This is a genomic window from Microbacterium sp. B19(2022) (assembly GCF_012030385.1).
GTDB classification, from domain to species: Bacteria; Actinomycetota; Actinomycetes; order Actinomycetales; family Microbacteriaceae; genus Microbacterium; species Microbacterium oxydans_B.
Map to the genome: position 1 here is coordinate 56,161 of NZ_JAAUVO010000015.1, position 22,807 is coordinate 78,967.

Genomic DNA, 22,807 nt, shown 5'->3' on the forward strand with positions numbered 1-22,807 from the left:
GCGCACGCCGCGATTCACCGACGCGAGCGGGAATTAGGCTGAGGGCGTGGAGATGTCCGAGCTGCGTGCCCTGCTGACCCCCGCCGGTCTCGAACTGCTCGACGCGGTCGGGACGATCGGGTCGACCGCCGACGTCGCGCGGGCCGTGTCGCGGCTGCGTGCCGCCGGACACTCCCCCGAACTGGTCTCGGCGGTGGTCGGCCAGGCGCACCTGCGGTCCAAGGCGACGGCGAAGTTCGGCCCCTTCGCCGCGCGGATGCTGTTCACCAGAGCCGGGCTCGAGCAGGCGACGCGGCTCGGTGTGGCCGCACGGCACGCCCAGCGGATCCGCAGCGCGGGGTTCACGGCCGTGGCCGATCTCGGCTGCGGGATCGGCGGCGACGCACTCGCGTTCGCCGGAGCCGGACTCGACGTGCTCGCCGTCGATGCCGACGAGGTGACCGCCGCGATCGCGGCCTACAACCTCGCCCCGTTCGGTGAGGGTGCGGTGGTGCGGCACGGCACGGCGGAAGACGCCTTCGAGGGCGCGGAGGCGTCGGCCGCGCGCGCGATCTGGATGGACCCGGCGCGGCGCACCTCCGGGCACAGCGAGACCCGTCGTGTCTCTGCCGACGACTACTCCCCCTCGCTGGACTGGGCGTTCGACGTCGCCGCGCGCGTGCCGACGGGCATCAAGCTCGGCCCCGCCCACGACCGCGACGCTCTTCCCGCCGACGCCGAGGCGCAGTGGGTGAGCGCCGACGGCAGCGTCGTCGAGCTGGTCGTGTGGAGCGCCGCCCTCGCCAGAGAAGGCGTGCGACGCTCGGCGCTCGTGATCCGCGATGACCGGTCACACGAGATGACTGCGCCGGCCGACGTCGCCGACGAGCCCGTGCGCGAACTCGGCGCCTTCCTGCACGAGCCCGACGGCGCCGTGATCCGTGCCCGCCTGATCGGCGATGTCGCCCGGAGCCTCGACGCCGGGATGCTCGACGAGCACATCGCCTACCTCACGTCGGATGCCGCGCTGACGAGCCCGTTCGTGCAGTCGTTCCGCGTGCGCGAGACCCTGCCGGCCAACCCCAAGGCGATCAGCGCCGCTCTCCAGGCGCACGGCATCGGTCGCATCGAGATCAAGAAGCGCGGAGTCGACATCGACCCCGCGGCGTTCCGGAAGAAGCTCGTGCTGCGCGGCGATCAGGAGGCCACGCTGATCCTCGCGCGCATCGGCGATCAGCGGCGGGCGATCCTCGCCGATCGGGTTCCTGCCGCCAGCTGACCGTCGCCGAGCCCCGCCGGGGTCAGCCGCCGTCGCTCGGGTCCTCGACCTCGATCTGCTCACCCGGCGACACCTGGATCACGACGGGGTCGTTCTCGACGCCGGGCACCGCGGACTCGACCGAGACGGACAGGTACGGCGTCAGCTGGCCCGTGAACTGCAGGTCGAGCGCGGCGGTCGAGACCCGCGCGCCCGAGGGATCGACGGTCTCGAGTTTCACGGTGAGGCCCTCCGCGAATGCGGTCTCTGAGGGCTTGCACACCACGGGACCGGCAGCATCCACGATCAGGCATCGCTCCGTGGCTCCGGCATCCGAGAGCCGATCCCCCAGCCACACCGGCGCGTTTCGGAAGGTTCCGACCATCGAGAGGCCGAGCTCGAACCCCTCCGTGGTGAGCGATTCCGCCCGGTCGCGCACGTCTTCGGGGAACTGGGCCAGGAGCGAATCGATCCCGCCCCACCGTTGAATCGCGACCAGCGGCTCCCCCGCCGTCGAGAGGAGCATCGTGGCGTGGATCGTGTCGGAACCCGTGTCTCCCGGGAGCGTCAGCGACGTGGACAAGCCGCGCTCCGTCTCTTCCACGGCGAGACAGTTGGTCTGCGACTGCACGCCGACGTCGAGGATCAGGCAGGCGTCCGATCCTTCGTCTTTCGTCGCATACCAGACCAGTGCATCCTCGTCCTGCGCCACCGCGCGGATGGACCCGGGATCGAACGCCTCCGTGGCCAGCTCTCCCCGGCGCTGCTGCTGCTCCTGCGTCAACGGGATGCTCGCGGCCCGCGGTGCGAACAGTCCCCAGCCGACGCCGACCCCGATCGCGAGCAGGACGGCGGACGTGGCGATCGACGTCACCATCGCCCGACGGCGCGTCGCGCCTCGAGCCGTCGTCGGCATCGGCGTCGACGTCGGCAATGCCTGCGAGTCCGGAGCGTCCTGTGGGTCTCTCCCGGCGGCAACGTCGGCGGCATCGGACACCGGGAGCGCTTCATCGACGAGCCCGATCACCCGTTCCGCCTGATCCTGTCTCGTCGGCCCGCCAGCGCTGCCGGATTCTCCGCCGGGCTCGATCCGCTCGGGTGGAACGACGGCAGAGCTCGAACGATGCGAATCCTCGAGCGCGCGCAGACGCTGGGATTCCGCCTCGGTCAGGAGTCCACTCCGGCCGTAGGCCTTCCGCTGCAGGACCCGAAGCTCTTCGGCCTCAGTCGCCGACGGCACCCGAGGCATCTCCCTCCCGGGTGATGGTCAGATACCCGGGCCCCCGATTCGACATCAACTCCAGGTGCGTCACGCCACCCGTCTCGGTGTCGACGACGTTGAGCACGAGGCCAGAGGCCTGCTCCTGCATGGTCTGCGGGTCGGCGCAGGCCACTGGAGCTTCATCCGTCGACCCGTCGTAGATGAGGCACTGGTTCTGCGACTCGGTCTGCACGGCGGTCCAGATCGGCACGTCGCCGTCGTAGCCGACCACCCAGAGCGAGCCGGCCTCGAAGCCGTTCTCCGACAACCGGGCCGCGGCCTCCGATTCCGCCTCGTTCGCGTAGGTGATGCCGCTCTCGCTCGTGTCGTAGTCGTACGCGCTCACCGCGACAGCGGGTTCGCCCGACGCGGTGAAGAGCATCTGCGCGCTGACCTCGCGCTGCAGGTCCCCTTTGCCCTTGACCGAGATCGAGCCGTACATGCCGGTCGCGGCGATCATCTCGGTGCGTTCGCAGGTCGGAACCGTCGCCTCACCCGTGCCCAGGATCAGGCAGGTGCGCTCCTGGCCGCCCTTCGTCGCCGTCCAGATGACCACGTCTTCCTCGACGCCGAGTGCGTGGATCGAACCGGGATCATACACACCGGTCGCGACGAGATCGTTCTGCCATCCCTGCTGATCGGCGGTCAACTCCACCGCTGCGGCGCCGGATCGACCGAACGCGAGCCAGCCGATCCCCACTCCGATCGCGAGCACCACGACCGCCGCCAGGGCGACCGGGCGCCAGCGAGGACGCAGTGCGGAGAGCGCGGAGCGCCAGGACGACGATGCGGACGATGCTCCGTCCTCGACGTCTGCTGAGGGTTCGCCCGCCGGCACTCCGGCAGCATCGATTTCATCGGCGGCATCGTCGGCTCCCGCTGACTTCGCCGCAGACTCCGGATCCTCGACGGGTGGTCCGGCGACGACGCGCTCTGCGGATCCGCTCTCGGCGACCGGTGCGACGCGGCGCTCCTCCAGCTCGCGAAGACGTTCGGCTTCGGCCTCCGTGAGCGCGGAATCACGACCGTACGCGCGCGCCTGCAGGGAACGCAGCTCCTCCGGCTCGAGCATCCGATCAGCCGAGCTTCTCGAACTGCATGCCCGCCCAGACCAACCAGCCCAGGCTGTACACCGTGGCGCAGAGGCCGAGCACGAGCGCCCAGAGCGCGATCGCACGGCTCTCGAGCGGACGCCGCAGTGACATGATCGCGGCGATGACCGCGACCACCGCGACCGGGATCCCCCAGCCGACGAAGAACGACGCTCCGAGGGCCACGATCGCGGCGAGCAGGGCCCACGGCGCGAGCCGGGTGTCATCGACGGGGATGGCTCCCGTCGTCGGCTCCCATTCCGCCTCGCCCGGGGCGTCGATGTCGGGTCCGCTCACCACCACCGGTTCGATGCCGACGGGCCCGGTGGGGAGTTTCGTGTACCCCTCGCGACGGGCACCGGGAAGCCGAGGCGCTGCCCCGGGATGCTGCTCGACCTCGTCGCTGGCGCGTTCGACGCGCGCCGGCGGCGTGGCGGGAGTCTTCGCGTCGCGCGAGCCCGAGACGTCGCTCATGCGGGCACCGCCTCGGCGATCTGGATCTCGGTGACCGGAAGCGTGGAGTCCGCCCCGAACGCCAGGGTCGAGGGGCGCCGGCCCGAGGAGATCAGCTCGGCCGCCAGCGCGGCGATCATCGCACCGTTGTCGGTGCACAGCGAGAGCGGCGGGATCCGCACCGTGACGCCGGCCTCATCGGCACGCCGGAGGGCGACCTCGCGCAGCCGACGGTTCGCGATCACGCCGCCGCCCAGCAGCAGGCGCGGCACCCCGAGGTCGGCGCAGGCCGCGAGCGCCTTGGTCACCAGCACGTCGACGACCGCCTCGCGGAAGCTCGCGGCGACGTCGGCCACGGGCACCTCGGCCCCGTCGGCCTCGCAGCGCTCGACCCACCGGGCCACCGCGGTCTTCAGCCCCGAGAACGAGAAGTCGTACCGATGCTTCGCCAGATCCGAGGCGCGGGAGAGACCGCGCGGGAACCGGATGGCGTTCGGGTCGCCGTCGGCCGCCGCCCGGTCGATCTCGGGACCACCGGGGTACGGCAGGGACAGGAGGCGGGCGACCTTGTCGAAGGCTTCGCCGGCGGCGTCGTCCATCGTCTCGCCGAGCAGCTCGACATCGGTGGTGAGGTCGCGGACGTGCAGCAGCGAAGTGTGGCCACCGGAGACTAGCAGCGCGATGGTCGGGTACTCGAGCGGCGCGGAATCGGCGGTCAGGATGTCGGCGGCGATGTGTCCGACGAGGTGGTTGACGGCATACAGCGGCTTGTCGATCGCGACGGCGAGGCCTTTGGCGGCGCCCACTCCGACCATGAGCGCGCCCGCGAGGCCGGGGCCGCTCGTGACGGCGACCGCATCGAGGTCGTCGAGACGCACCCCTGCTTCGGCGAGTGCCGCATCGATCGCGGGCTGCATCGCCTCGAGGTGCGCCCGCGCGGCGACTTCGGGCACGACGCCGCCGAATCGAGCGTGCTCGTCCATGCTCGACGCGATGGTGTTCGAGAGCAGGGTGCGCCCGCGGACGATGCCGATGCCCGTCTCGTCGCAGCTCGTCTCGATGCCGAGGACCAGAGGTTCGCTCATGCCTTCGCCTCCTCGGTCGTGTCGTGCGATGCCGGGTGGCGGCGCAGTTCCAGACGCATCACGATCGCGTCCACGTCGTCCGGCTGATAGTAGCGGGGGCGACGGCCGATCTCCTCGAAGCCCTCCGCGAGGTACAGGCCCTCTGCCGCGGGGTTGTCGGCTCTGACCTCGAGGAACACCTCACGGGCACCGCGCTCGGCCGCCGCGGCCAGCAGCCCGTGCAGGAGCGCGCGGCCCCGGCCCTGTCCGCGGTGCTCGGCGAGGAGCGCGATGGTCTGGATGTCGGCGTCGGCACTGCCGGTCAGGGCACGCACGCCGCCGTAGCCGATGACCTGGTCGTCGTGCTCGTCGACCAGGTAGCGGCCGTGGATGCTCGCGAGCTCGGCGGCCATGGTCTCGCGGCTCCACGCGTCGGTCGGGAAAGAGCGCTCCTCGATCGCCATGATCGCGTCGAGGTCGTCCACGGTGGCGTCGCGCAGGGTCATGAGCCGACCTTCTTCGGCGCACCGGGCACCGTCACGTCGGGGTGGCGCATGTACAGCGGCTCGTCGCCCGTGAGCGTGCGACCGGCGGCCAGGGCGCGTGCTCCGACGCGCGCCAGGTCCGGTGCCGACAGCGTGGCGACGTCGATGCGGCGGATGCCGTCGAGGTGCGCGTCGGCGTCGGCCGCCCGCACGAGGACGGTGTCGGCGATGACGCGCGGGATCCCATCGGCATCCACCCCGTCGAAGACAGTGATCGCGACCTCACGGCGGCGGGCGTCGGTGACGATCGCGAACGGCTGCGACTCGGTCTCGAGTGCGGTGAGCGCGGCGGCGAGATGGCTGGGGACCGGGACGACCGGGATGCCGCGTCCGAGGGCGAAGGCCCGTGCCGCGGCGATGCCGATGCGGAGCCCGGTGAAGGGTCCCGGGCCCATGCCGGCGACGACATGCGTCACCTCGCCGTCACCCGCATCGCTGAGCGCCTCGAGGAGCAGGTCGCCGATCACCTCGGCGTGGCCCAGCGGGTCGGTGGCGGCGGCTTCGGCGCGTCGCGCCCCGTCGGCATCGATGAGGGCGACAGCGGTGCCCAGGGAGGTGTCGACGGCAAGGATCACGTCTCAAGGGTAGCCGTGGTCGCGCTGTGAGAGCGGCCCGGAGTGCCCGCGGCTCGCGCCTCAGCCCAGCGGCGCGCGGAGCGGGTAGTCCTGATCCTCGAGGATCACCTGCGACGCGGCTCCCGTGGTGCGATTGACGATCACGGGCGCCATCAGGTTCACACTCACGCCTTCGGCGGAAGGATGGGCTACCACGAGGACCAGTGCGTCGTCGGCCGAGCCGAGCGCGAGGCTCTCGGCCTGCTCGTCGCTGAGGATCGGCGCATACTCGCCGAGCACGGTCCGGGGGTCGACGAGGTACAGGCGCAGATCCGCGTCGTCCACGGCCCGCATCGAGAACAGACCGTCGGCGCCGTCGACCGGCGCGAGCGCGAACTCGACGTGCGGCGCGAGTCCCGGAGGGGGCGTCAGGAAGCTGAGGGCGGCGGTCATCGCAGGAAGTCCATCAGCGAGGGCTGGAGAACGCGCGCGTTCACCGCGAGCGCGGAGCGGTACACGAGTTCCTGCGCCTGCAGACGCACGAGCACCTCGATCGAATCGACGTCCTCGACCGCTGTGCGGCGGGACTCGAGGGACACGGAATTCTGCACTGCCGCCTCCTTGGCGCGTTCGATCTGAGACTGGCGGGTTCCGACGGAACCCTGCACTCCGAGCATGGCGGTGCGTCGGTCGTCGATCTCCGCGAGGCGCGGACCGACGTTCGTTCCGGAACGGAGGTCGGCGACGATCTTGTCGACCAGGGCGAACACCGAGTCATCGCCGGTACCGAAGACCGCGGCGCCGTCGGTGTCGACGCGGACCGATGCCGCATCCGAGACGCGACGGCTGACTTCGGAGCCCGCCACGCCGCTGTACGAGTAGTCCGCGGCGAACGCCGCCGTGTCCGAGGTGCCGGCGAACACCGAGCGACCGAGGAGCCGGGTGTTCGCCTGGGACAGGAGCTCCTTGCGGATGCCCTCGAGCTCGACGGCGAGCGCCTCTTTGGCGGTGGCATCCAGCGCACCGTCGTTCGCCCCCTGGGCGGTGAGGTCGCGGACCCGGCCCAGCAGCGACGTGCTCGCGGTGATCGCGACATCCGCCGCCGTGACCCAGGCGAGCCCGTCGTCGATGTTGCGTGCGTACTGGTCGTTGCGGCGCTGTTCCGCATGCAGGGCGAGGGCGGCGGCCGCGGCCGCCGGGTCTTCGGACGGAGTGGCGAAAGCCCGCTGCGACGTCGCCTGCTCCTGCAGACGCGCCAGCTCGGTGAGGTTGGACTGCAGCTGGCGCATCGCCGTCTGCGTCATGGATGACGATGTCACTCGAGAGATCACGGTGCTCCTTTATCAGCGTCCGACGAGGCCGGTGCGGTTGATGAGGACGTCGAGCGCCTCGTCCACCGCCGTCATCACGCGGGCTGCGGCCTGGTAGGCGGTCTGGTAGGTGAGCAGGCTGATCGTCTCCTCGTCGCCGTCGACGGCGGCGACGGACTGCTGCGCCCCGACCGCGGCGACCGCCGCCGAATCGGAGACCTTCGCCCGCTGCACGTCGGCTCCCGTCGCGACGCCGAAGCGCGTGACGTGATCGGACCAGAGCGCGTCGGGCGAGGTGGCGCCGCGCCCGATCTGCGAGATCAGGTCGGCGTTGGTCGCATCCAGCGCACCGGCACCCGGTGCGGCGAGCGCCAGCTCGGACGGGGTCGTCACGGCGACCCGCAGTCCGAGCGCGGCCGACCCGGTCGTCGGAAGGGTGAAGAAGTCTCCACCCGGCTGCCCGGACGAGGTGACGCCCGCACGGTGCTGCGCGTTCAGTGCCCCGGCGAGGGCCGTCGCCACCGCGTCGTAGGTCGAGGCGAGCTGAGCGAGCATCCCGCCGTCGGCTGCCGGCGCGAGCACGGCGAGCGAGCCACCGAGCTCACCGCCGTCGATCGAGGCCGGGAGATCGGGGGCGGATGCCCACGAGACGGTGAAGCGCTGCCCCGCGTCGATCGTGGCCGGGCCGTTGAGGACGACGTTGCGCGCATCGGAACCCGAGACCAGCGCGTTGCCGCCGACGCGGAGGGTCATCGACCCGTCGCTCTCGATCGTGGCCGCCGCCCCGGACATGCGGGCGACGTTCTGTGCGAGCACGCTCCGCTGGTCCATGAGCTCGTTCGCCGAGCGCCCGGAGGCGAGGGCGTCGCGGATCTCGCCGTTGAGCACCGCGATCTGGTCCGCAGCCGCGTTCACCTGCGTCACCGTGCGCTCGGCCGTCGCGCGCGCGTCGCTCCACTGGGTGGCCACGGTGCGGTAACCGCCGGCGATGTGGGAGGCGAGCTCCTTGGCGGATTCGAGGATGGTGGATGCCGCGGCACCGGAGTCCGGTGTGTTGGCGAGATCTTGCCACCCGGACCAGAACTTCGACAGTCGCGCCGCCAGTCCGTTCTCGGTGGGCTCGGCGAGCGAGGCCTCGATCGTGGTCGCAGCGACGGCGCGCGTGGACCAGAAGCCCGATGCGGCGAGCGAGTCGCGGACCCGAGCGTCGAGCAGGGCATCACCGAGACGGGCGACGCCGTCGATCGAGACGCCGTGTCCCGGCAGGGCGCCGACGCTGAACCGGCCGGTCTGGGCGATTGCCGCGATGGCCGAGGTCTGGACCCGCTGGCGCGTGTACCCCTCGGTCTTCTGGTTGGCGATGTTCTGCCCGACTACGTCCATGCCGCGTCGGGCGGCCGCGAGTCCGCTGGCCGCGGTGTTCAATCCGCTGAAGGTCGACATGATCCCCTTCCGGTCACATCTCGGTGTCGATGATGCGCGCTGCGTCGTCGCGTGCGCGGTCACCGTTCGTCGTGTACTCGCCCGTCTCGTGCCCCAGCGCGGCGAGCGTCTCCTGAGTGGCACGGAGCACGCCGCTGAGCTGCTCCGTGTTCGCGTCGCGCAGCTGCTCGACCTCGGCGGCGAGTTTCGTCAGCGCGCGCATGTGGTCGGCGAAAACCTCTTGCCACGCGCCCTCCGGCGCGTGTGCGACGAGTTCGCGGATCGTCGCACCCTCCGGAGCCCCCCACTCCTCGGCGACCGCGGCGACCTCGACGGTGCGCGCGAGTCCCGCGCCGCGCAGGCGATCGAGGACCTGATCGATCTCACGCGCGGCGAACTGGATCCACTGGGATCGTCCGGCCGCGAGCAGCAGCTGCTGTTCGTCTAGTTTGAAGAGCAGCATCTCGAGCAGTTCACGCTCGCGCCACAGCTGTATCGATAGTTCGTTGGCTCCCATGATCCCCTTTTCCCCAGTGATCGCCACGCCTGTTAACGCGGCCAAAGGTCACTATCGGCTGCCGCGCCCCTAAGGTTACTATGTGGAACGGCGATGGGTAGTTCTCCCCATGTACAGATCACAAGAAGTGTGATAAGTGCATCTACTCGTCTCCTTGGAGCTTCCGGAGTGAATCCAGAGAGGTGGATCATCCCCCATGTCGTCGCGCGCTGAGCGCAATCTCCTTATCGAGAGCAACCTCCCCCTGGTCGGCTACCTCGCCTCCGAAACGCACAACCGAGCAACCCATATCCCCCGTGACGAGCTCGCGGCCGTCGGAGCGCTCGCGCTCGTGACCGCCGCCGATGCCTTCGACCCGGCCCTGGGCGTCCCCTTCGGCGCCTACGCGCGCCGCCGCATCCTCGGCGCGTTCGCCGATGAGATGCGTTCCATGGACTGGGCCTCCCGCGGCATCCGCAAACGCATCAAAGAGACGGTCGCCGTGCGCGAGACCCTCACCGCAGGACTCGGCCGGACGGCGACGGCGGCCGAGGTCGCCACCGCCATGGGCGTCGCGAAGGATGTCGTCCTCGAAGCCCTCGGCGATGCCGCCCGCACCGTCACCACACTGGAAGACCCCGCCGCCCGCGATGTGACCGCCGACATTCTGCTGCCCGAGGAATCGGCGCTCGTCGGTGAGCGCCGCGAGGTGCTCGAGCAGGCCGTCGCCGCGCTGCCGGAGCGCATGCGCCGGATCGTGCAGAGCGTCTACTTCGAGGAGCGTCCCGTCAAGGAGATCGCCGAAGAGCTCGGCGTGACCCATTCCGCCGTGTCGCAGCAGAGGTCGGAGGCCATCCGCCTGCTGCGCGACGCCCTGGACCGGTACTTCGCCGAAGGCGCCGCCCCCGCCACGACGACCCGGGTGTCGGCCGGAGCACGGGACGCCTACTTCACGCGGATCGCCGACGCGGCCAGCGCGCGGATCGCCGGCGTCTTCCGCGAGTCGGCCCCCGCCTAGCCTGCTTTCCCCGACGCGCCCGGCTAACGCGCGCGCCGCCTCCGCCGATAGGTGTGTGCGGGAGACCACGGATGGTCTCTCGCACAATGAAATTCACGGAGGAGAACCCTTATGGGTATGCAGATCAACACCAACGTGTCGGCGCTCAACGCCTACCGCAACCTGTCCAGCACGCAGAACGACCTGTCGAAGTCGCTCGAGAAGCTTTCGAGCGGTCTGCGGATCAACCGTGCAGCGGACGACGCCGCCGGCCTCGCGATCTCCGAGGGCCTGCGCTCGCAGGTCAACGGCCTGAACGTCGCGGCCCGCAACGCCCAGGACGGCATCTCGGTCATCCAGACCGCGGAAGGCGCCCTGACCGAGGTCCACTCGATCCTGCAGCGCGTTCGCGACCTGACCGCTCAGGGTGCGAACGACTCGAACAACGCGAAGTCGCGCGAAGCGATCCAGAAGGAGATCAACACCCTCGGTGATGAGCTCACCCGGATCGCCGAGAGCACGAACTTCAACGGCATCAAGCTGCTCTCGGGCGGCACGACGCTGACGTTCCAGGTCGGTGCGGGCGCAGTCGCCGCCGAGGACCAGATCTCGGTCGACCTGACCAACTTCGCCACCCTCGGAGCGGACATCAAGGGCTACGCGGCGACGATGACGGATGCGGCCACCTACGGTGCCGCGCTCGCTGACATCGACACGGAGATCCAGGCGGTCTCGACCGCACGTGCCGGTTACGGTGCGCTGCAGAACCGCTTCGAGTCGACCATCAACAGCCTCAACGTGTCGGCGGAGAACCTCGCCGCCGCCGAGAGCCGGATCCGCGACACCGATATGGCGTCCGAGATGGTCAAGTTCACCTCGGCGAACATCCTGTCGCAGGCGGGCACGGCCATGCTGGCCCAGGCGAACCAGTCCAACCAGGGCGTTCTCCAGCTCCTGCGCTGAACCACGCCATAGGGTCCGGGCGGCGGCTGCGATCGTCGCCCGGACTCTATCCGCTCCCGACCTGCAAAGGCGATCATGTCTCTCTCGCTCGACGGCCTCGTCTCCGGCCTGAAGACCACAGAGGTCATCAAGGCCCTGATGGACGTGCACGCCATCCCGCGCTCGCTGCTCAAGGCGAAGATGGATGACAAGAACGGCATCGTCACCCAACTGCAGACGCTGAACACCGCGATCCAGAACCTCGCCACCGCCGCCGGGAAGGCCGCGTCGCCCGACGGGCTGGCACGGTTCACGACATCGTCGTCGTCGAACACGGTCACGGTCGCGACGCGCACCGGTGCCGCCCCGGTCTCGGCGGAGATCGTCGTCGACAAGGTCGCGAAGACCCACACCATCGTCTCGGCCGCGTCGAACGGATGGCCCGTCGACCCGCCGGTGATCACCCTCGAGAACGCCAAGGGCGAGCGTCTGCAGATCGAAGCCGACGGCGCCTCGATGCAGGAGGTCGCCCAGGCCATCAACGAAGCGGGCTTCGGAGTCGTCGCGTCAGCAGTGCCCGCGGGCCGCGACGCCGACGGCAACCCCCTGCACCGCCTGCAGCTGCGCGCCGCAGACTCGGGCGAGGGCGGCCAGTTCCGCGCCTATCGCGGAGACCTCGCCGCGGTCGAGGCCGGCACCGCATCCGACATCGCCACCGAAGCAGGGGCCGCCGTGATCGCGGTGGGCGCCGACGCACAGTTGCGGCTGTGGGCGGGCACCAGCGCCGAACAGGTGCTGACCTCGTCGAGCAACACCTTCACCGATCTGTTCGACGGTGTCGACGTGACGGTGTCCGCGGCATCCGCCGACGCCGTCATGATCGGCGTGACCGTCGACACCGAGGCCCGGACGAAGGCCTCCGCCGAATTCATCGCCGCGGTCAAAGACATCCTGACGCGCATCGACAACGGGTCGAAGGCCACCGTCGCCGCGAACCCGGGCGACAAGACCACCCTGGGCGTCTTCACGGGCGACAGCACCGTCCGCTCGCTGCGGACGGCGATCGCCGACGCCATCCAGCATCCGGTCGACGGCGTCTCCCCCTCATCGATCGGCATCGAGACCGACATGTACGGCGTGCTCAGCTTCGACGAGGAGAAGTTCGCCGAAGCCCTCGCGAAAGACCCGGATGCGGTCGCCGGCCTGTTCTCCGACGTCGCCTCGCGCGTGCAGGACACGGCGAAGGTCTACTCCGACAAGTACGACGGCCTGCTCACCTCCCGCATCACCGGCCAGGAGAGCGAGGTCAAGAGCCTCGGCGAGCAGATGGAGCGCTGGGACGTGCGCCTCGCCCAGCGGAAAGCGACGCTCGAGCGCACCTACGCCCGCCTCGAGGTCATGCTGTCGCAGCTGCAGTCGCAGTCCACCTACCTGTCGTCGCAGATCGCCGCCCTGCCGACCTCGAGCTCGGGGAAGTGAGCATGAACGCCGCCCTGCGTGCGCAGCAGCGCTACCGTGACGATGCCGTCCTCTCGGCACCACCCGAGCGTCTCGTGACGCTGCTGTACGACCGGCTGCTGCTCGACATCGAGCGCGGCGAGGCCGCCCAGCGGGCCGAGGACTGGACCGAGGCGAACGCCCAGCTGCAGCACGCGCAGGCCATCGTGTCGGAGCTGACCTCGTCGTTGACCGACGACTGGAACGGCAGCGCGGGCCTTCGCTCGGTGTACGTCTTCCTGTCGCAGACCCTGATCGGCGCCAACATCGGCCGCGATCCCGAGCGCACCCGCGCGTGCCACGGGATCGTCGCCCCGCTGCGGGACGCGTGGCACGAAGCCGCCAGGACCGTCGCGGAGACGCGCTCTTGAGCCCCGGCGACGAGTCCGACCGGGGGAACCCCGACGAGTGGACCGCGCTCCTGGATCGACTCGAGCTCGACGCCGACCGGATCCTCGCGGCCGCCCCCGGAACCGCCGACACGGCCGTCATCGAACCGTGGACGCCGCCCTCCACTCCCCTGCCCGTGCATCTCGCCGATCGCGCCCGCCGGGTGGTCGAGCGTCAGCGCCTCGCGATGGAGCGCGCCCGCACCGATCTCGACGACCTCCGACAGCACCTCGGCGCCGTGGACCGGATCCCCGGAACGCGGCGTCCCGATGCGCCCGCATTCCTCGACGTCGACGGCTGAGACCGCTCCCTAACGTCGTGCGCGACCCTGCCGATAGAACAGGGAGAGCACGGATGGCTCGCAAGTCTCGGCCATGGATCGGCCACACCACCACACACGGGGAGCGGTCGTGTTCGATTCTGTGACCATCAACGCGCTGACGAGCGCGCTCGACGGCCTCGCGCTGCGCCAGCGGGCGATCGCCGACAACATCGCCAACATCAACACCCCCGACTATCACGCCAAGCGGGTGCGCTTCGAAGAGGCGCTCGCGGACTCGGTGCAGGCGGGTGACGGACGGGTCGGCTCGACGGTCGGCACCTCGCTCGAGCCGACGCGCCTGAACGGCAACAACGTCAACCTCGACACCGAGACCCTGTCCAGCGTCGACACGATGCTGCGCTACCAGTTCGCCACGCAGGCCGTGAACGGCTCGTTCGCGTCGATGCGCGCGGCGATGAGGACCTCATGACCTTCGACGCGATCGGCATCGCGAGCACCGGCCTGACCGTGCACCGCAAGTGGCTCGACGCCATCAGCGACAACATCGCGAACATCAACACCGTGACGGCGACCGACGGCGCCGCCTTCCGTGCGCGGTACATCACGGCCCAGACCAGCGACCAGTCGCCCGGTGTGTATGTCGCCGGCGCCGTGCAGGGCAGCGCCGAGGGGCGGCTCGTGCACCAGCCCGACCACCCGCTCGCCGACGCCGACGGCTACGTCCGCTACCCCGACATCGACCTCGGCGACCAGATGAGCCAGCTCATCCTCGCGCAGCGCGGCTACCAGGCCAGTGCCGCGATCGTCGACCGTGCCCGCAACGCCTACGAATCCGCCCTCCAGATCGGACGCAGCTGATGGATCCCCTCTCCGGCGTCGAGGGCATCTCCTCGGCGTTCACCCTCGCCCCGCCCACCGCTCCGGCGAAGGCGGCGGACGACACCGCCTTCGCGAACAGCGTCACCGGTGCGATCGACGAGCTGCGCTCCCTGCAATCAGAGTCCGACGCGCTCAAGGTCGCCGCCGTCACGGGTGACCTCGACGACATCCACTCGGCCATGATCGCCTCCTCGCGCGCATCGGTCACCCTGGAACTCGTCGCCGCCGTGCGCAACAAGGGCGTCGACGCGTTCAACGAGATCATGCGGATGCAAGCCTGATGCCGCAGGCTGTCACCAACGTCTTCCAGCGGATCGGACGCGTGATCGCGGGCTTCACGCTCGCGCAGCGCACCATCGCGATCATCGGCGTCGCCGTGCTCGCGCTCGGGATCGTCGCGCTCTCCAGCTGGCTGACCCGCCCGACCTACACCCCGCTGTTCTCGGGGATGAGCGCCTCCGATGCGAATGCCGTCGTCGAGCAGCTGCGTTCGTCGTCCGTCCCCTACGAACTCGCCGACGGCGGAGCCACCGTGCTCGTGCCGGAGAAGGACGTCTACGACCAGCGGCTCGCCGCCGCCTCCGCAGGTCTCCCCGGTGCGAGTTCCGGCGGGTACTCGCTGCTCGACGACATGGGCGTGACCACTTCGGAGTTCCAGCAGTCCGTGACCTACAAGCGCGCCATCGAGGGCGAGCTCGCCGCGACCATCTCGTCGATCGAGGGCGTGACCGCGGCCTCGGTGCAGCTCGCGATCCCGGAGGAGAGCGTCTTCGTCTCGGAGACCGTCGACGCCACCGCATCGGTGTTCGTGGAGACGTCGGGCAGCTCGTCGCTCACCTCGAAGCAGGTCGAGGCGATCGTGCACCTGACCTCCGCCGCCGTCAGCGGCATGAAGCCCGAGAACGTCGCCGTCGTGGACCAGAGCGGCCAGACCCTCTCGGCCGCCGGCGTCGGGGCGATCGGCGGCGTCGACCAGCAGGCCGGCGACTACGAGGCACGGGTGACCGCGAGCGTGCAGCAGATGCTCGACACCGTCGTCGGCCCCGGCAATGCGACCGTGACGGTGGTCGCCGAGATCGACCGCTCGGTCAACGAGCGCGTCGAAGAGACCTACACCCCGGCGGAGGGCGCGCCTCCGCTGACCGAGCAGTCTCGAACGGACACGCAGAACGGCTCGAGCTCGAACGCCGGCGTGCTCGGACCCGACAACATCGCGGTGCCGTCTGCGGGCGCGGACGGCACCTCCGAATCCACGGAGACGTCGAAGACCAACGCCGTCAACAAGAGCACCCAGAGCACCTCGACCCCCGCCGGCAACGTGCTGCGCCAGTCGGTCTCGGTCGCGGTCGACGCGGGTGCCGGTGGCGACCTGAGCACCGCGCAGCTGACCGAACTGGTCGAGACCGCCGCGGGGATCGACACCGCACGCGGCGACTCGATCGCGGTCGAGCTCGTGTCGTTCAGCCAGACGGATGCCGAAGCCGCGCAGGCCGCCCTCCAGGCCGCCAAGGACGCCGAGGCCGCGGAACGTCAGTCGGTCCTGCTGAACACCGCGATCATCGCCGCAGCGATCGCACTGCCCCTGCTGCTCGCGGTCATCGCCGCCCTCGTGCGGATGCGGCGTCGCGCCAACTCGGCGACCGAGTTCGACCAGTTGTTCGGCGACCGGCCGGCTCCGCTGTCGGCGGCCCTCGGCCCCGGTGCGGCCACCGTCGCCATCGACCAGGCGGCCACGACCCCGCTGGCCTTCCTCGAGACGACACCCGATCCCGAGCCGGAGCCCGACCCCGAGCCTGCGCAGGTGAGCCTCGAGCGCCGCCGGGCCGAGATCGACTCCCTGACGCGACAGGACCCGAAGCGCACAGCCGAGCTGCTGCGGACCCTCATCGACGACAGGCAGAACGTATGAGCGGGTTGACCGACCGGCAGACGGCGGCCGTCGTGCTGATGAACCTCGACCGCGCGCAGGCGATCGAGGTGATGAAGCACCTCTCGGAGTCGGAGGCCGAGGCCGTCGCCGCCGAGATCATCGAGCTGCAGGACCTGGACGCCGCCACCACCGCCCAGGCGCTCGGACAGTTCCACCGGATCGCGACCGGACACCTGCCGCCCGCCCGCGGTGGTCGTGACCTCGCGGCCGGTCTGCTGGAGGCATCGTTCGGCGCGGAACGTGCCGCGGCCGTGCTCGGCCGGGTGGGTTCGACGTCGATGAATTCGTCGTTCGAGTTCCTCGGCTCCGCCGACCCGGCGCAGCTGGCGACCCTGCTCGACGGCGAGCTTCCGCAGACCGTCGCCCTCGTGCTCGCGCACCTGCCCACCGACCGCGCGGCGGCCGTGCTGGCAGCGCTCCCCGACCCGACCCGCACCGATGTCGCCCACGCGATCGCGACCATGGGCACCGCGTCGCAGGAGGCGATCGCGATCGTGGCCGACGCGTTGAAGACCCGCACCGGGAGCTTCGCGAGCCGCGACGCCCCGGAGACCCTCGGCGGCGTCGAACCGCTCGTCGAGATCATCGCCCGCTCCGGAGCGACCGTCGAGAAGGCGCTGCTCGCGAGCATCGAGGACCGCGACAGTGCCCTCGCGGAAGACATCCGGTCGCGCATGTTCACCTTCGCCGACGTCGTCAAGCTCGACGACCGCGACACCCAGCGGGTGCTGCGCGGCATGGACATCCGCTCGCTCGCCCTCGCGCTGAAGGGTGCCAATCAGGGGATCGCCGACCTCATCCGCCGCAACGTCTCCGAACGCAACCGGGAGAACCTCGACGAGGAGGCACGGACCCTCGGCCCGGTGCGCGTCTCGCAGGTCGAGGAGGCCCGCGCCGAGATCGTCCGCACCATCCGTGCCCTCGAGGCGGCGGGCGACATCACGGTGCAGCGCACCGACGAGGACGAGTATGTCTACTGACGCGTTCTCTCCGGTGCTGTTCCCGCGTCTCGACGGACGCGCGGACGGCGCGGAGCATGCGCGCGCCCGGATGCGCGGCTACGCCGAAGGACACGCCGAGGGCTTCCGTGCCGGGCTCGCCGGGGCCGAGTCGGCACAACGGGTCGCGGCCGCGGAGCAGGCAGCCCGCGACGCGACAGCAGCGCGCGAGATGGAGACCGCGGTCTCGGCGCTGCAGGCCGCAGCCCGGTCACTGAGTGAGCGGGAGCGCGAACTCACCGGCGCCGCGGGCGATGAGGTGCTGCGCTGCGCGATCGAGCTGGCGGAGCTGATTCTGGCGGCCGAACTCTCGGACGCCGGTTCTTCGGCGGCGGCGGCCGCCCGGCGAGCACTCGCGGTCACCGATCCCGCCGATATCCGCGAGGTACGCCTGCACCCCGACGACCTGCAGACGCTGCAGACCGCGGAGTCGGACCTGGCCGCGTTCGCCCTCGTCGCCGACGACACGCTCGAGCGCGGCGATGCCGTCGCGACCCTGGCGCACGGACACATCGACGCCCGGATCGGCAGCGCCCTCGAGCGCGCCCGCCGCGCACTGGTCGAGGCCGGGTCGTGATGGCCTGGACCGCCGTCCGCGAGGCGGTTCGCCCCGAGCGCATCGGCGTCGTCTCCCAGGTGCGCGGTCTGAGCGTGCAGGTGCGAGGGCTCGAAGGCGCCGTCGGCGATGTCGTGACGCTCGACGGGGTCGATGCCGAAGTCGTCGCGATCGGCGAGGGCGGTCTGCGGTGCATGCCCCTCGGCGCCGTCGCCGGGCTCACCGTCGGGGCGCCCGTGCGGGGTCGCGGTGGCCCGCTCCGTGTGCCGACCGGAAACGCGCTGCTCGGACGGGTCCTGGACGGACTCGGTCGGCCGATCGACGGCAAAGGCCCGTTGACCGGCGCGATCTCGGTGAGCCTCGACCACGCTCCGCCCTCGATCATGGGGCGCGACCGGATCGACTCCCCTCTTCCGCTCGGGGTGCGAGCGCTCGACACGCTCGTCAGCGTGGGTCGCGGGCAGCGCGTGGGGCTCTTCGCCGGCTCGGGAGTGGGCAAGTCGTCGCTGCTGTCGATGATCGCGCGCGGCACCGAGGCCGAGGTGACGGTGATCGCCCTCGTCGGCGAGCGCGGCCGCGAGGTGCGCGAGTTCATCGAAGACGACCTCGGGCCGGAGGGACTCGCCCGTTCGGTGGTCGTCGTCTCGACCTCCGACCAGCCGGCCATGGCGCGCATCCGGGCCGCGTACACCGCCACCCGGATCGCCGAGGCCTTCCGCGACGAGGGCGCGCACGCCATCCTCATGATGGACTCGCTGACCCGCGTGGCGATGGCGCAGCGCGAGATCGGCCTCTCCGCGGGAGAGCCCCCGGCGACCCGCGGTTACCCGCCGTCGACGTTCTCGCTCCTCGCCGGCCTGCTCGAACGGGCCGGCACCGATCGGCGCGGCTCGATCACCGGCATCTACACGGTGCTCGTCGACGGCGACGACCACAACGAGCCGATCGCCGACACCGTGCGCTCGATCCTCGACGGCCACGTCGTGCTCGATCGCGCGCTCGCGCTCTCAGGCCACCACCCGGCGATCGACGTGCTCGGCTCCGTCTCCCGCGTGGTGGGGAAGATCACCGCCCCCGGGCAGCGGGCGCACGCGGCGACGCTACGTGCGGTGCTCGCCGCGCGTCGCCGGGCCAACGACCTGATCGACATCGGCGCGTACCAGCCGGGTGCCGACGCCCGCATCGACGCCGCGATCGCCCACGAACGGGCGATCTCCGCCTTCCTCACCCAGTCGCTCGACGAGACGAGCGCGATCGACGAATCGTGGCGTCGACTCGACGAGCTCGTCTCCGGTTTCGGAGGAGTCTCATGACACGGTCGTTCTCCCTGGCGGGCCTGCTGCGTGTGCGCGAGATCCAGGAGCGCGCGGCGGCGCAGCGGCTCTCCCGCGCGGTGCTCGACGCCCGGCACACCGAGGCCCGCGATCGGTCCCTGCGCGCTCATCTCTCCGGTGCCGGGAGTGAAGCCGTGGACGTCCGCTCGCTGGCCGCGCTCGCGGCCGCCCGTGTGGCCGGGCGGACGCTGCTCTCCGACCTGACGATGCTGGCGGAACTGCAGGAGCAGACCGTCGACCAGGCCCGCGCGGAGCACTCGGAGGCACGACGAGCGATGCGCGGACTCGACCGTCTCGCCCAGGCGCACGCCGTGCGGGTGCGGGCGGCCGAGCTGCACGCCGAACAGGCGGAGCTCGACGAGATCGGATCGCGCACCGACACGGAGGGGCAGTCGTGACCGCGCTCGGCATCGTCGACATGCTCGACCCTCGCGCGTCGCGGCCGAGCGGTGCGTCGCCTTCGCGCGGCGTCACTCCGGGTGCCTCGGCCTTCGCCGACGTGATCCAGGATGCGGTGCGGGCTCAGCTCGCCGAAGACGCGCCTGCCGACGGCGTCCCCACCGAGGGAGTGTCGTCGGGTTCCTCGACGGGAACCGAGACGACGGATGCGACCGCCGAATCCGCTGACCCGGTTGTTCCGGTGGCCGCATCGCCTCTCCCACCCCTCACGATCCCGAGTGGGTCGGGGACGGCGGCTCCCGGCGACGGAAGCACCACGGGAGCGGCCCCCGACCTCGACGGGAACCCGCCACCGGTGGATGCCGCGAAGGACACCGGAGCGGCGGATGCCCCTGCGGAAGCCGCCGATCCCACCCCGATCGCGACGTCCGGCGCTGTCGCCGCATCGGTCGATCCGGCACGCACCACCGCATCGGCGGCAGCCCTGGCCGCCTCCTCCGTGCCGCCCGCCGCGACCGGCGCATCGTCGCCGCGCGCCTCGACCGGGCCCGCCGCCGGCGGTGCGGCATCGGCTCCTGTCGGCAGCGACGGTATCGCCGGCGCATCCGGTGCGAACAGCACGGCGGCGGATGCTCCGGCCGATGTGACTCTCCGCCTTGTGCCCGTCGCCGCTGGGCCGCACGGTGCCGTCGCCGCGGCTGCGGCTGCCTCGACGCAACCGGCACCGGGGTCGGACGCCGACGCGGCGCTCCTGGCGGGGACAGCATCCGCCGTCGATAGGGCATCCGACGCCGCGCCGTCCTCTGCAGGCTCGACTCCGGTCGCCACTGCCCCCGCCGCATCGGCACCCGCGACCGCGGATGCCACCGGCTCGACGGCCGCCGTCACGACACCGGCATCCGCCTCACCGCCCCCGATCGCCCCGGCCAGGCCTGCCGCGGCAGCCGCGATCGCCCGGCCGGTACTGCTCCCCCAGATCGCAGCGCCCGTCGTCTCCCTCGCCCAGGCCGCAGACGGCGATCACAGCCTCACGCTGACCGTGTCGCCGGAGAACCTCGGCCCGGTGACCGTGCGCGCGCACATCTCCGGCGGGGCCATTCACATCGAGCTGCACGCCCCGAACGACCTCGGGCGCGAGGCGCTGCGGGCCGTGCTCGCCGACCTGCGGCGGGATCTCGCCGCAGCGGCTCCGCACGCCTCGCTGATGCTGTCGACCTCGGACGACGGCCCGGGCACGTCGAATCCACAGAACTCGCCGAACGGCGGCGGCTCCGCGAACGGCAACGCGACGAACGGCAATGCGGCGAGCGCGGGCGGCGGCCAGGCCCGCGGCGACGCCCCCGCCGACCGGTATGCCGGCGCGCGGCCGAACCCGGTCGTCGTCCCCACCGCACCGGACGGCGCACCATCCGGCCCCCTCGACTCGCCGCTCGGCGGCATCGATGTCTTCGCCTGATGCGAGAGGAACCCCATGACCACGGTCGACCCCATCACCGGCACCATCCCGCCCACCGGCGTGCAGACAGGAAGCACCACGCCTCCGGTCGAACGCAAGAAGACGCTCGACTCGGAGGTGTTCCTGAAGCTGCTCGTGACGCAGCTGACCAACCAGGACCCCAGCTCTCCCATGAACACGAACGAGATGATCTCGCAGACCACGCAGCTCGCGTCCATGGAGCAGCTGACCGCGCTGTCGGCCACCTCGACCGAGAGCTTCGCGCTCAGCATGCGTCAGACCGCCGCCGCGCTCATCGGCCACGAAGCCCAGTACGTCGATGCCGACGGTGTCACGCAGAAGGGCATCGTCACCTCGGTCTCGTATGCGGGCGCCGTGCCGCTCGTGACCATCGGCGAAGCATCCATCCCCCTCGACGCCGTCTCCGGCGTCTCCCTCGTCCCCAAACCCTGATCAGCCCCGCACCCAGAAAGGCACCACCATGCTCCGCTCCCTCTTCGCCGGAATCTCGGGCCTGCGCTCGCACCAGACCATGCTCGACGTCACGGGCAACAACATCGCCAACGTCAACACGACCGGCTTCAAGGCCTCGGCCGTGCAGTTCCAGGATTCGCTGTCGCAGCTGCTGCGCAACTCGATGATGCCGCAGACGAACCTCGGCGGTCAGAACCCCGCCCAGGTCGGTCTCGGTGTGCAGGTCGCCGGCATCAGCACCAACTTCGCGTCGGGGGCACCGCAGCCCACCGGCGTCCCCACCGACCTCATGATCGCCGGCGACGGCTTCTTCGTGGTGCGCTCCGGCGGCGAGACGCTGTACACCCGCAACGGCGGCTTCTCGTTCGATGCGAGCGGCAAGCTGGTCTCGGCCGACGGTGCGCTCGTGCAGGGCTGGACCGCGCGCGGTGGAGCCATCGTCCCCGGTCAGGGCATCGGCGACATCACGCTCCCCGTTGGCGCTCTGAGCCCGGCCGCCGCGACGACCACCGCCCGGGTGACCGGCAACCTGCCTTCGGGCGCGGCCGTCGGCGACACGCTCGTGCGCGACATCAAGACCTACGACGCGCAGGGCACGGAGACCTCGATGCGTCTCACCTTCACCCGCACGACCGCCGGCTGGGACGTCACCGACGCTGCCGGCGCGCGCACCCCGCTGGCCTTCACCGACGGCAAGCAGGCCGGCGCCTCGTCGATCGTGTCCGGCGGCATCACGGTCGACCTCTCGGCGGTCACCGGCTTCGCCGACGTCAGCGACATCGCCATCAAGGAGCAGAACGGCAAGCCGGCCGGCACCCTGAGCTCCTACGCCCTGACCAACGACGGCAGCCTCGTGGGCACGTTCAGCAACGGCGACACCGAAGTTCTCGCGCGCATCGCACTGGCCGGCTTCGTGAACCCGGGCGGCCTCGAGAAGACCGGATCCTCGCAGTTCCGTCCCAGCGGCAACTCCGGCCAGCCGACGCTCGGCGAAGCCGGAACCGACGGCCTGGGCGGCATCATCAGCGGCGCCCTCGAGATGTCGAACGTCGACCTCTCGCAGGAGTTCACCAACCTGATCGTCGCGCAGCGCGGCTTCCAGGCGAACGCCCGCATCATCACCACGAGCGACGAAGTGCTGCAGGAGCTCACGAACCTCAAGCGCTGAGCGAAGGCGCCCTGGCCGAAGTCGGGGCGCCTTCGACGTGTCACAGCGGTCGTCTCCTGGAGGCGCTGCTG

27 protein-coding genes are annotated in these 22,807 nt (G+C 70.9%); 17 read left to right on the forward strand and 10 right to left on the reverse strand.

Annotation, left to right across the window (positions count from 1 at the left end; translation table 11 throughout):
* Positions 1-52 precede the first annotated feature (52 nt).
* Positions 53-1,258 (forward strand): class I SAM-dependent methyltransferase, encoded by a 1,206-nt coding sequence (locus HCX50_RS14125; protein ID WP_205829223.1) that lies wholly within the window; start codon positions 53-55, stop codon positions 1,256-1,258.
* A 22-nt stretch (positions 1,259-1,280) separates the two neighbouring features.
* Here HCX50_RS14125 and HCX50_RS14130 read toward each other — a convergent pair whose 3' ends face one another.
* The 10 genes from HCX50_RS14130 to flgN are packed head-to-tail and all read right to left on the reverse strand — an operon-like array spanning position 1,281 to position 9,454.
* Positions 1,281-2,477 carry a hypothetical protein gene (locus HCX50_RS14130; protein ID WP_167634803.1) on the reverse strand — a complete coding sequence of 399 codons (1,197 nt, stop codon included), beginning with the start codon at positions 2,475-2,477 and terminating at the stop codon, positions 1,281-1,283.
* Positions 2,461-3,570, reverse strand: a complete 1,110-nt coding sequence (locus HCX50_RS14135) for a hypothetical protein (RefSeq protein ID WP_167634804.1) — start codon at positions 3,568-3,570, stop codon at positions 2,461-2,463. The genes HCX50_RS14130 and HCX50_RS14135 overlap by 17 nt, the downstream gene beginning before the upstream one ends.
* 4 nt (positions 3,571-3,574) lie before the next feature.
* The gene (locus HCX50_RS14140) at positions 3,575-4,063 is read right to left on the reverse strand and encodes a hypothetical protein (RefSeq protein ID WP_167634805.1); all 489 of its coding nucleotides are present in this window, start codon (positions 4,061-4,063) and stop codon (positions 3,575-3,577) included.
* Complete coding sequence (tsaD, locus tag HCX50_RS14145; RefSeq protein ID WP_167634806.1) at positions 4,060-5,127, reverse strand: tRNA (adenosine(37)-N6)-threonylcarbamoyltransferase complex transferase subunit TsaD; 1,068 nt, start codon at positions 5,125-5,127, stop codon at positions 4,060-4,062. Before tsaD ends, HCX50_RS14140 begins: the two co-directional genes overlap by 4 nt.
* Positions 5,124-5,612 (reverse strand): ribosomal protein S18-alanine N-acetyltransferase, encoded by a 489-nt coding sequence (rimI, locus tag HCX50_RS14150; RefSeq protein WP_091034994.1) that lies wholly within the window; start codon positions 5,610-5,612, stop codon positions 5,124-5,126. Before rimI ends, tsaD begins: the two co-directional genes overlap by 4 nt.
* Positions 5,609-6,226, reverse strand: a complete 618-nt coding sequence (tsaB, locus tag HCX50_RS14155) for a tRNA (adenosine(37)-N6)-threonylcarbamoyltransferase complex dimerization subunit type 1 TsaB (RefSeq protein WP_167634807.1) — start codon at positions 6,224-6,226, stop codon at positions 5,609-5,611. The genes rimI and tsaB overlap by 4 nt, the downstream gene beginning before the upstream one ends.
* A 60-nt stretch (positions 6,227-6,286) precedes the next feature.
* On the reverse strand, positions 6,287-6,658 hold the full coding sequence (locus HCX50_RS14160) for a flagellar assembly protein FliW (RefSeq protein WP_167634808.1): 372 nt from the start codon (positions 6,656-6,658) through the stop codon (positions 6,287-6,289).
* The gene (gene flgL, locus HCX50_RS14165) at positions 6,655-7,536 is read right to left on the reverse strand and encodes a flagellar hook-associated protein FlgL (RefSeq protein ID WP_029262232.1); all 882 of its coding nucleotides are present in this window, start codon (positions 7,534-7,536) and stop codon (positions 6,655-6,657) included. Before flgL ends, HCX50_RS14160 begins: the two co-directional genes overlap by 4 nt.
* A 12-nt stretch (positions 7,537-7,548) precedes the next feature.
* The gene (flgK, locus tag HCX50_RS14170) at positions 7,549-8,958 is read right to left on the reverse strand and encodes a flagellar hook-associated protein FlgK (RefSeq protein ID WP_167634809.1); all 1,410 of its coding nucleotides are present in this window, start codon (positions 8,956-8,958) and stop codon (positions 7,549-7,551) included.
* A 13-nt stretch (positions 8,959-8,971) separates the two neighbouring features.
* Positions 8,972-9,454, reverse strand: a complete 483-nt coding sequence (gene flgN / locus HCX50_RS14175; protein ID WP_029262230.1) for a flagellar export chaperone FlgN — start codon at positions 9,452-9,454, stop codon at positions 8,972-8,974.
* Between the two features lie 196 nt (positions 9,455-9,650).
* Between flgN and HCX50_RS14180 the strand changes: the two genes are divergently transcribed.
* The 16 genes from HCX50_RS14180 to HCX50_RS14255 all read left to right on the forward strand — a co-directional run bounded on the left by HCX50_RS14180 (position 9,651) and on the right by HCX50_RS14255 (position 22,736).
* Positions 9,651-10,451, forward strand: coding sequence for a sigma-70 family RNA polymerase sigma factor (locus HCX50_RS14180; RefSeq protein WP_167634810.1), 801 nt, complete (start codon positions 9,651-9,653; stop codon positions 10,449-10,451).
* A gap of 111 nt (positions 10,452-10,562) precedes the next feature.
* A complete protein-coding gene (locus HCX50_RS14185) occupies positions 10,563-11,393 on the forward strand; it encodes a flagellin N-terminal helical domain-containing protein (RefSeq protein WP_091035013.1) in 831 nt (276 codons plus the stop codon).
* Between the two features lie 75 nt (positions 11,394-11,468).
* Entirely contained in the window at positions 11,469-12,851 is a 1,383-nt protein-coding gene (gene fliD, locus HCX50_RS14190) for a flagellar filament capping protein FliD (protein ID WP_167634811.1), read from the forward strand.
* 2 nt (positions 12,852-12,853) lie between these two features.
* Positions 12,854-13,240 carry a flagellar export chaperone FliS gene (fliS, locus tag HCX50_RS14195; protein WP_029262226.1) on the forward strand — a complete coding sequence of 129 codons (387 nt, stop codon included), beginning with the start codon at positions 12,854-12,856 and terminating at the stop codon, positions 13,238-13,240.
* Positions 13,237-13,560, forward strand: coding sequence for a hypothetical protein (locus HCX50_RS14200; RefSeq protein WP_167634812.1), 324 nt, complete (start codon positions 13,237-13,239; stop codon positions 13,558-13,560). The genes fliS and HCX50_RS14200 overlap by 4 nt, the downstream gene beginning before the upstream one ends.
* A gap of 109 nt (positions 13,561-13,669) precedes the next feature.
* Positions 13,670-14,011, forward strand: a complete 342-nt coding sequence (locus HCX50_RS14205; protein WP_029262224.1) for a flagellar basal body rod protein FlgB — start codon at positions 13,670-13,672, stop codon at positions 14,009-14,011.
* A complete protein-coding gene (locus tag HCX50_RS14210; RefSeq protein WP_029262223.1) occupies positions 14,008-14,400 on the forward strand; it encodes a flagellar basal body rod protein FlgC in 393 nt (130 codons plus the stop codon). The genes HCX50_RS14205 and HCX50_RS14210 overlap by 4 nt, the downstream gene beginning before the upstream one ends.
* The gene (gene fliE / locus HCX50_RS14215; protein WP_029262222.1) at positions 14,400-14,702 is read left to right on the forward strand and encodes a flagellar hook-basal body complex protein FliE; all 303 of its coding nucleotides are present in this window, start codon (positions 14,400-14,402) and stop codon (positions 14,700-14,702) included. The genes HCX50_RS14210 and fliE overlap by 1 nt, the downstream gene beginning before the upstream one ends.
* On the forward strand, positions 14,702-16,330 hold the full coding sequence (gene fliF / locus HCX50_RS14220; RefSeq protein ID WP_167634813.1) for a flagellar basal-body MS-ring/collar protein FliF: 1,629 nt from the start codon (positions 14,702-14,704) through the stop codon (positions 16,328-16,330). The genes fliE and fliF overlap by 1 nt, the downstream gene beginning before the upstream one ends.
* Entirely contained in the window at positions 16,327-17,331 is a 1,005-nt protein-coding gene (fliG, locus tag HCX50_RS14225; protein WP_091035019.1) for a flagellar motor switch protein FliG, read from the forward strand. The genes fliF and fliG overlap by 4 nt, the downstream gene beginning before the upstream one ends.
* A complete protein-coding gene (locus HCX50_RS14230) occupies positions 17,321-17,926 on the forward strand; it encodes a FliH/SctL family protein (RefSeq protein WP_167634814.1) in 606 nt (201 codons plus the stop codon). Before fliG ends, HCX50_RS14230 begins: the two co-directional genes overlap by 11 nt.
* Entirely contained in the window at positions 17,926-19,218 is a 1,293-nt protein-coding gene (locus tag HCX50_RS14235; protein ID WP_205829197.1) for a FliI/YscN family ATPase, read from the forward strand. The genes HCX50_RS14230 and HCX50_RS14235 overlap by 1 nt, the downstream gene beginning before the upstream one ends.
* Positions 19,215-19,637, forward strand: a complete 423-nt coding sequence (locus HCX50_RS14240) for a hypothetical protein (RefSeq protein ID WP_029261087.1) — start codon at positions 19,215-19,217, stop codon at positions 19,635-19,637. Before HCX50_RS14235 ends, HCX50_RS14240 begins: the two co-directional genes overlap by 4 nt.
* Complete coding sequence (locus HCX50_RS14245) at positions 19,634-21,094, forward strand: flagellar hook-length control protein FliK (RefSeq protein ID WP_167634816.1); 1,461 nt, start codon at positions 19,634-19,636, stop codon at positions 21,092-21,094. The genes HCX50_RS14240 and HCX50_RS14245 overlap by 4 nt, the downstream gene beginning before the upstream one ends.
* A gap of 15 nt (positions 21,095-21,109) precedes the next feature.
* Positions 21,110-21,547, forward strand: a complete 438-nt coding sequence (locus HCX50_RS14250; RefSeq protein WP_167634817.1) for a flagellar hook assembly protein FlgD — start codon at positions 21,110-21,112, stop codon at positions 21,545-21,547.
* 28 nt (positions 21,548-21,575) lie between these two features.
* A complete protein-coding gene (locus HCX50_RS14255; protein WP_029261090.1) occupies positions 21,576-22,736 on the forward strand; it encodes a flagellar hook protein FlgE in 1,161 nt (386 codons plus the stop codon).
* Positions 22,737-22,807 lie beyond the last annotated feature (71 nt).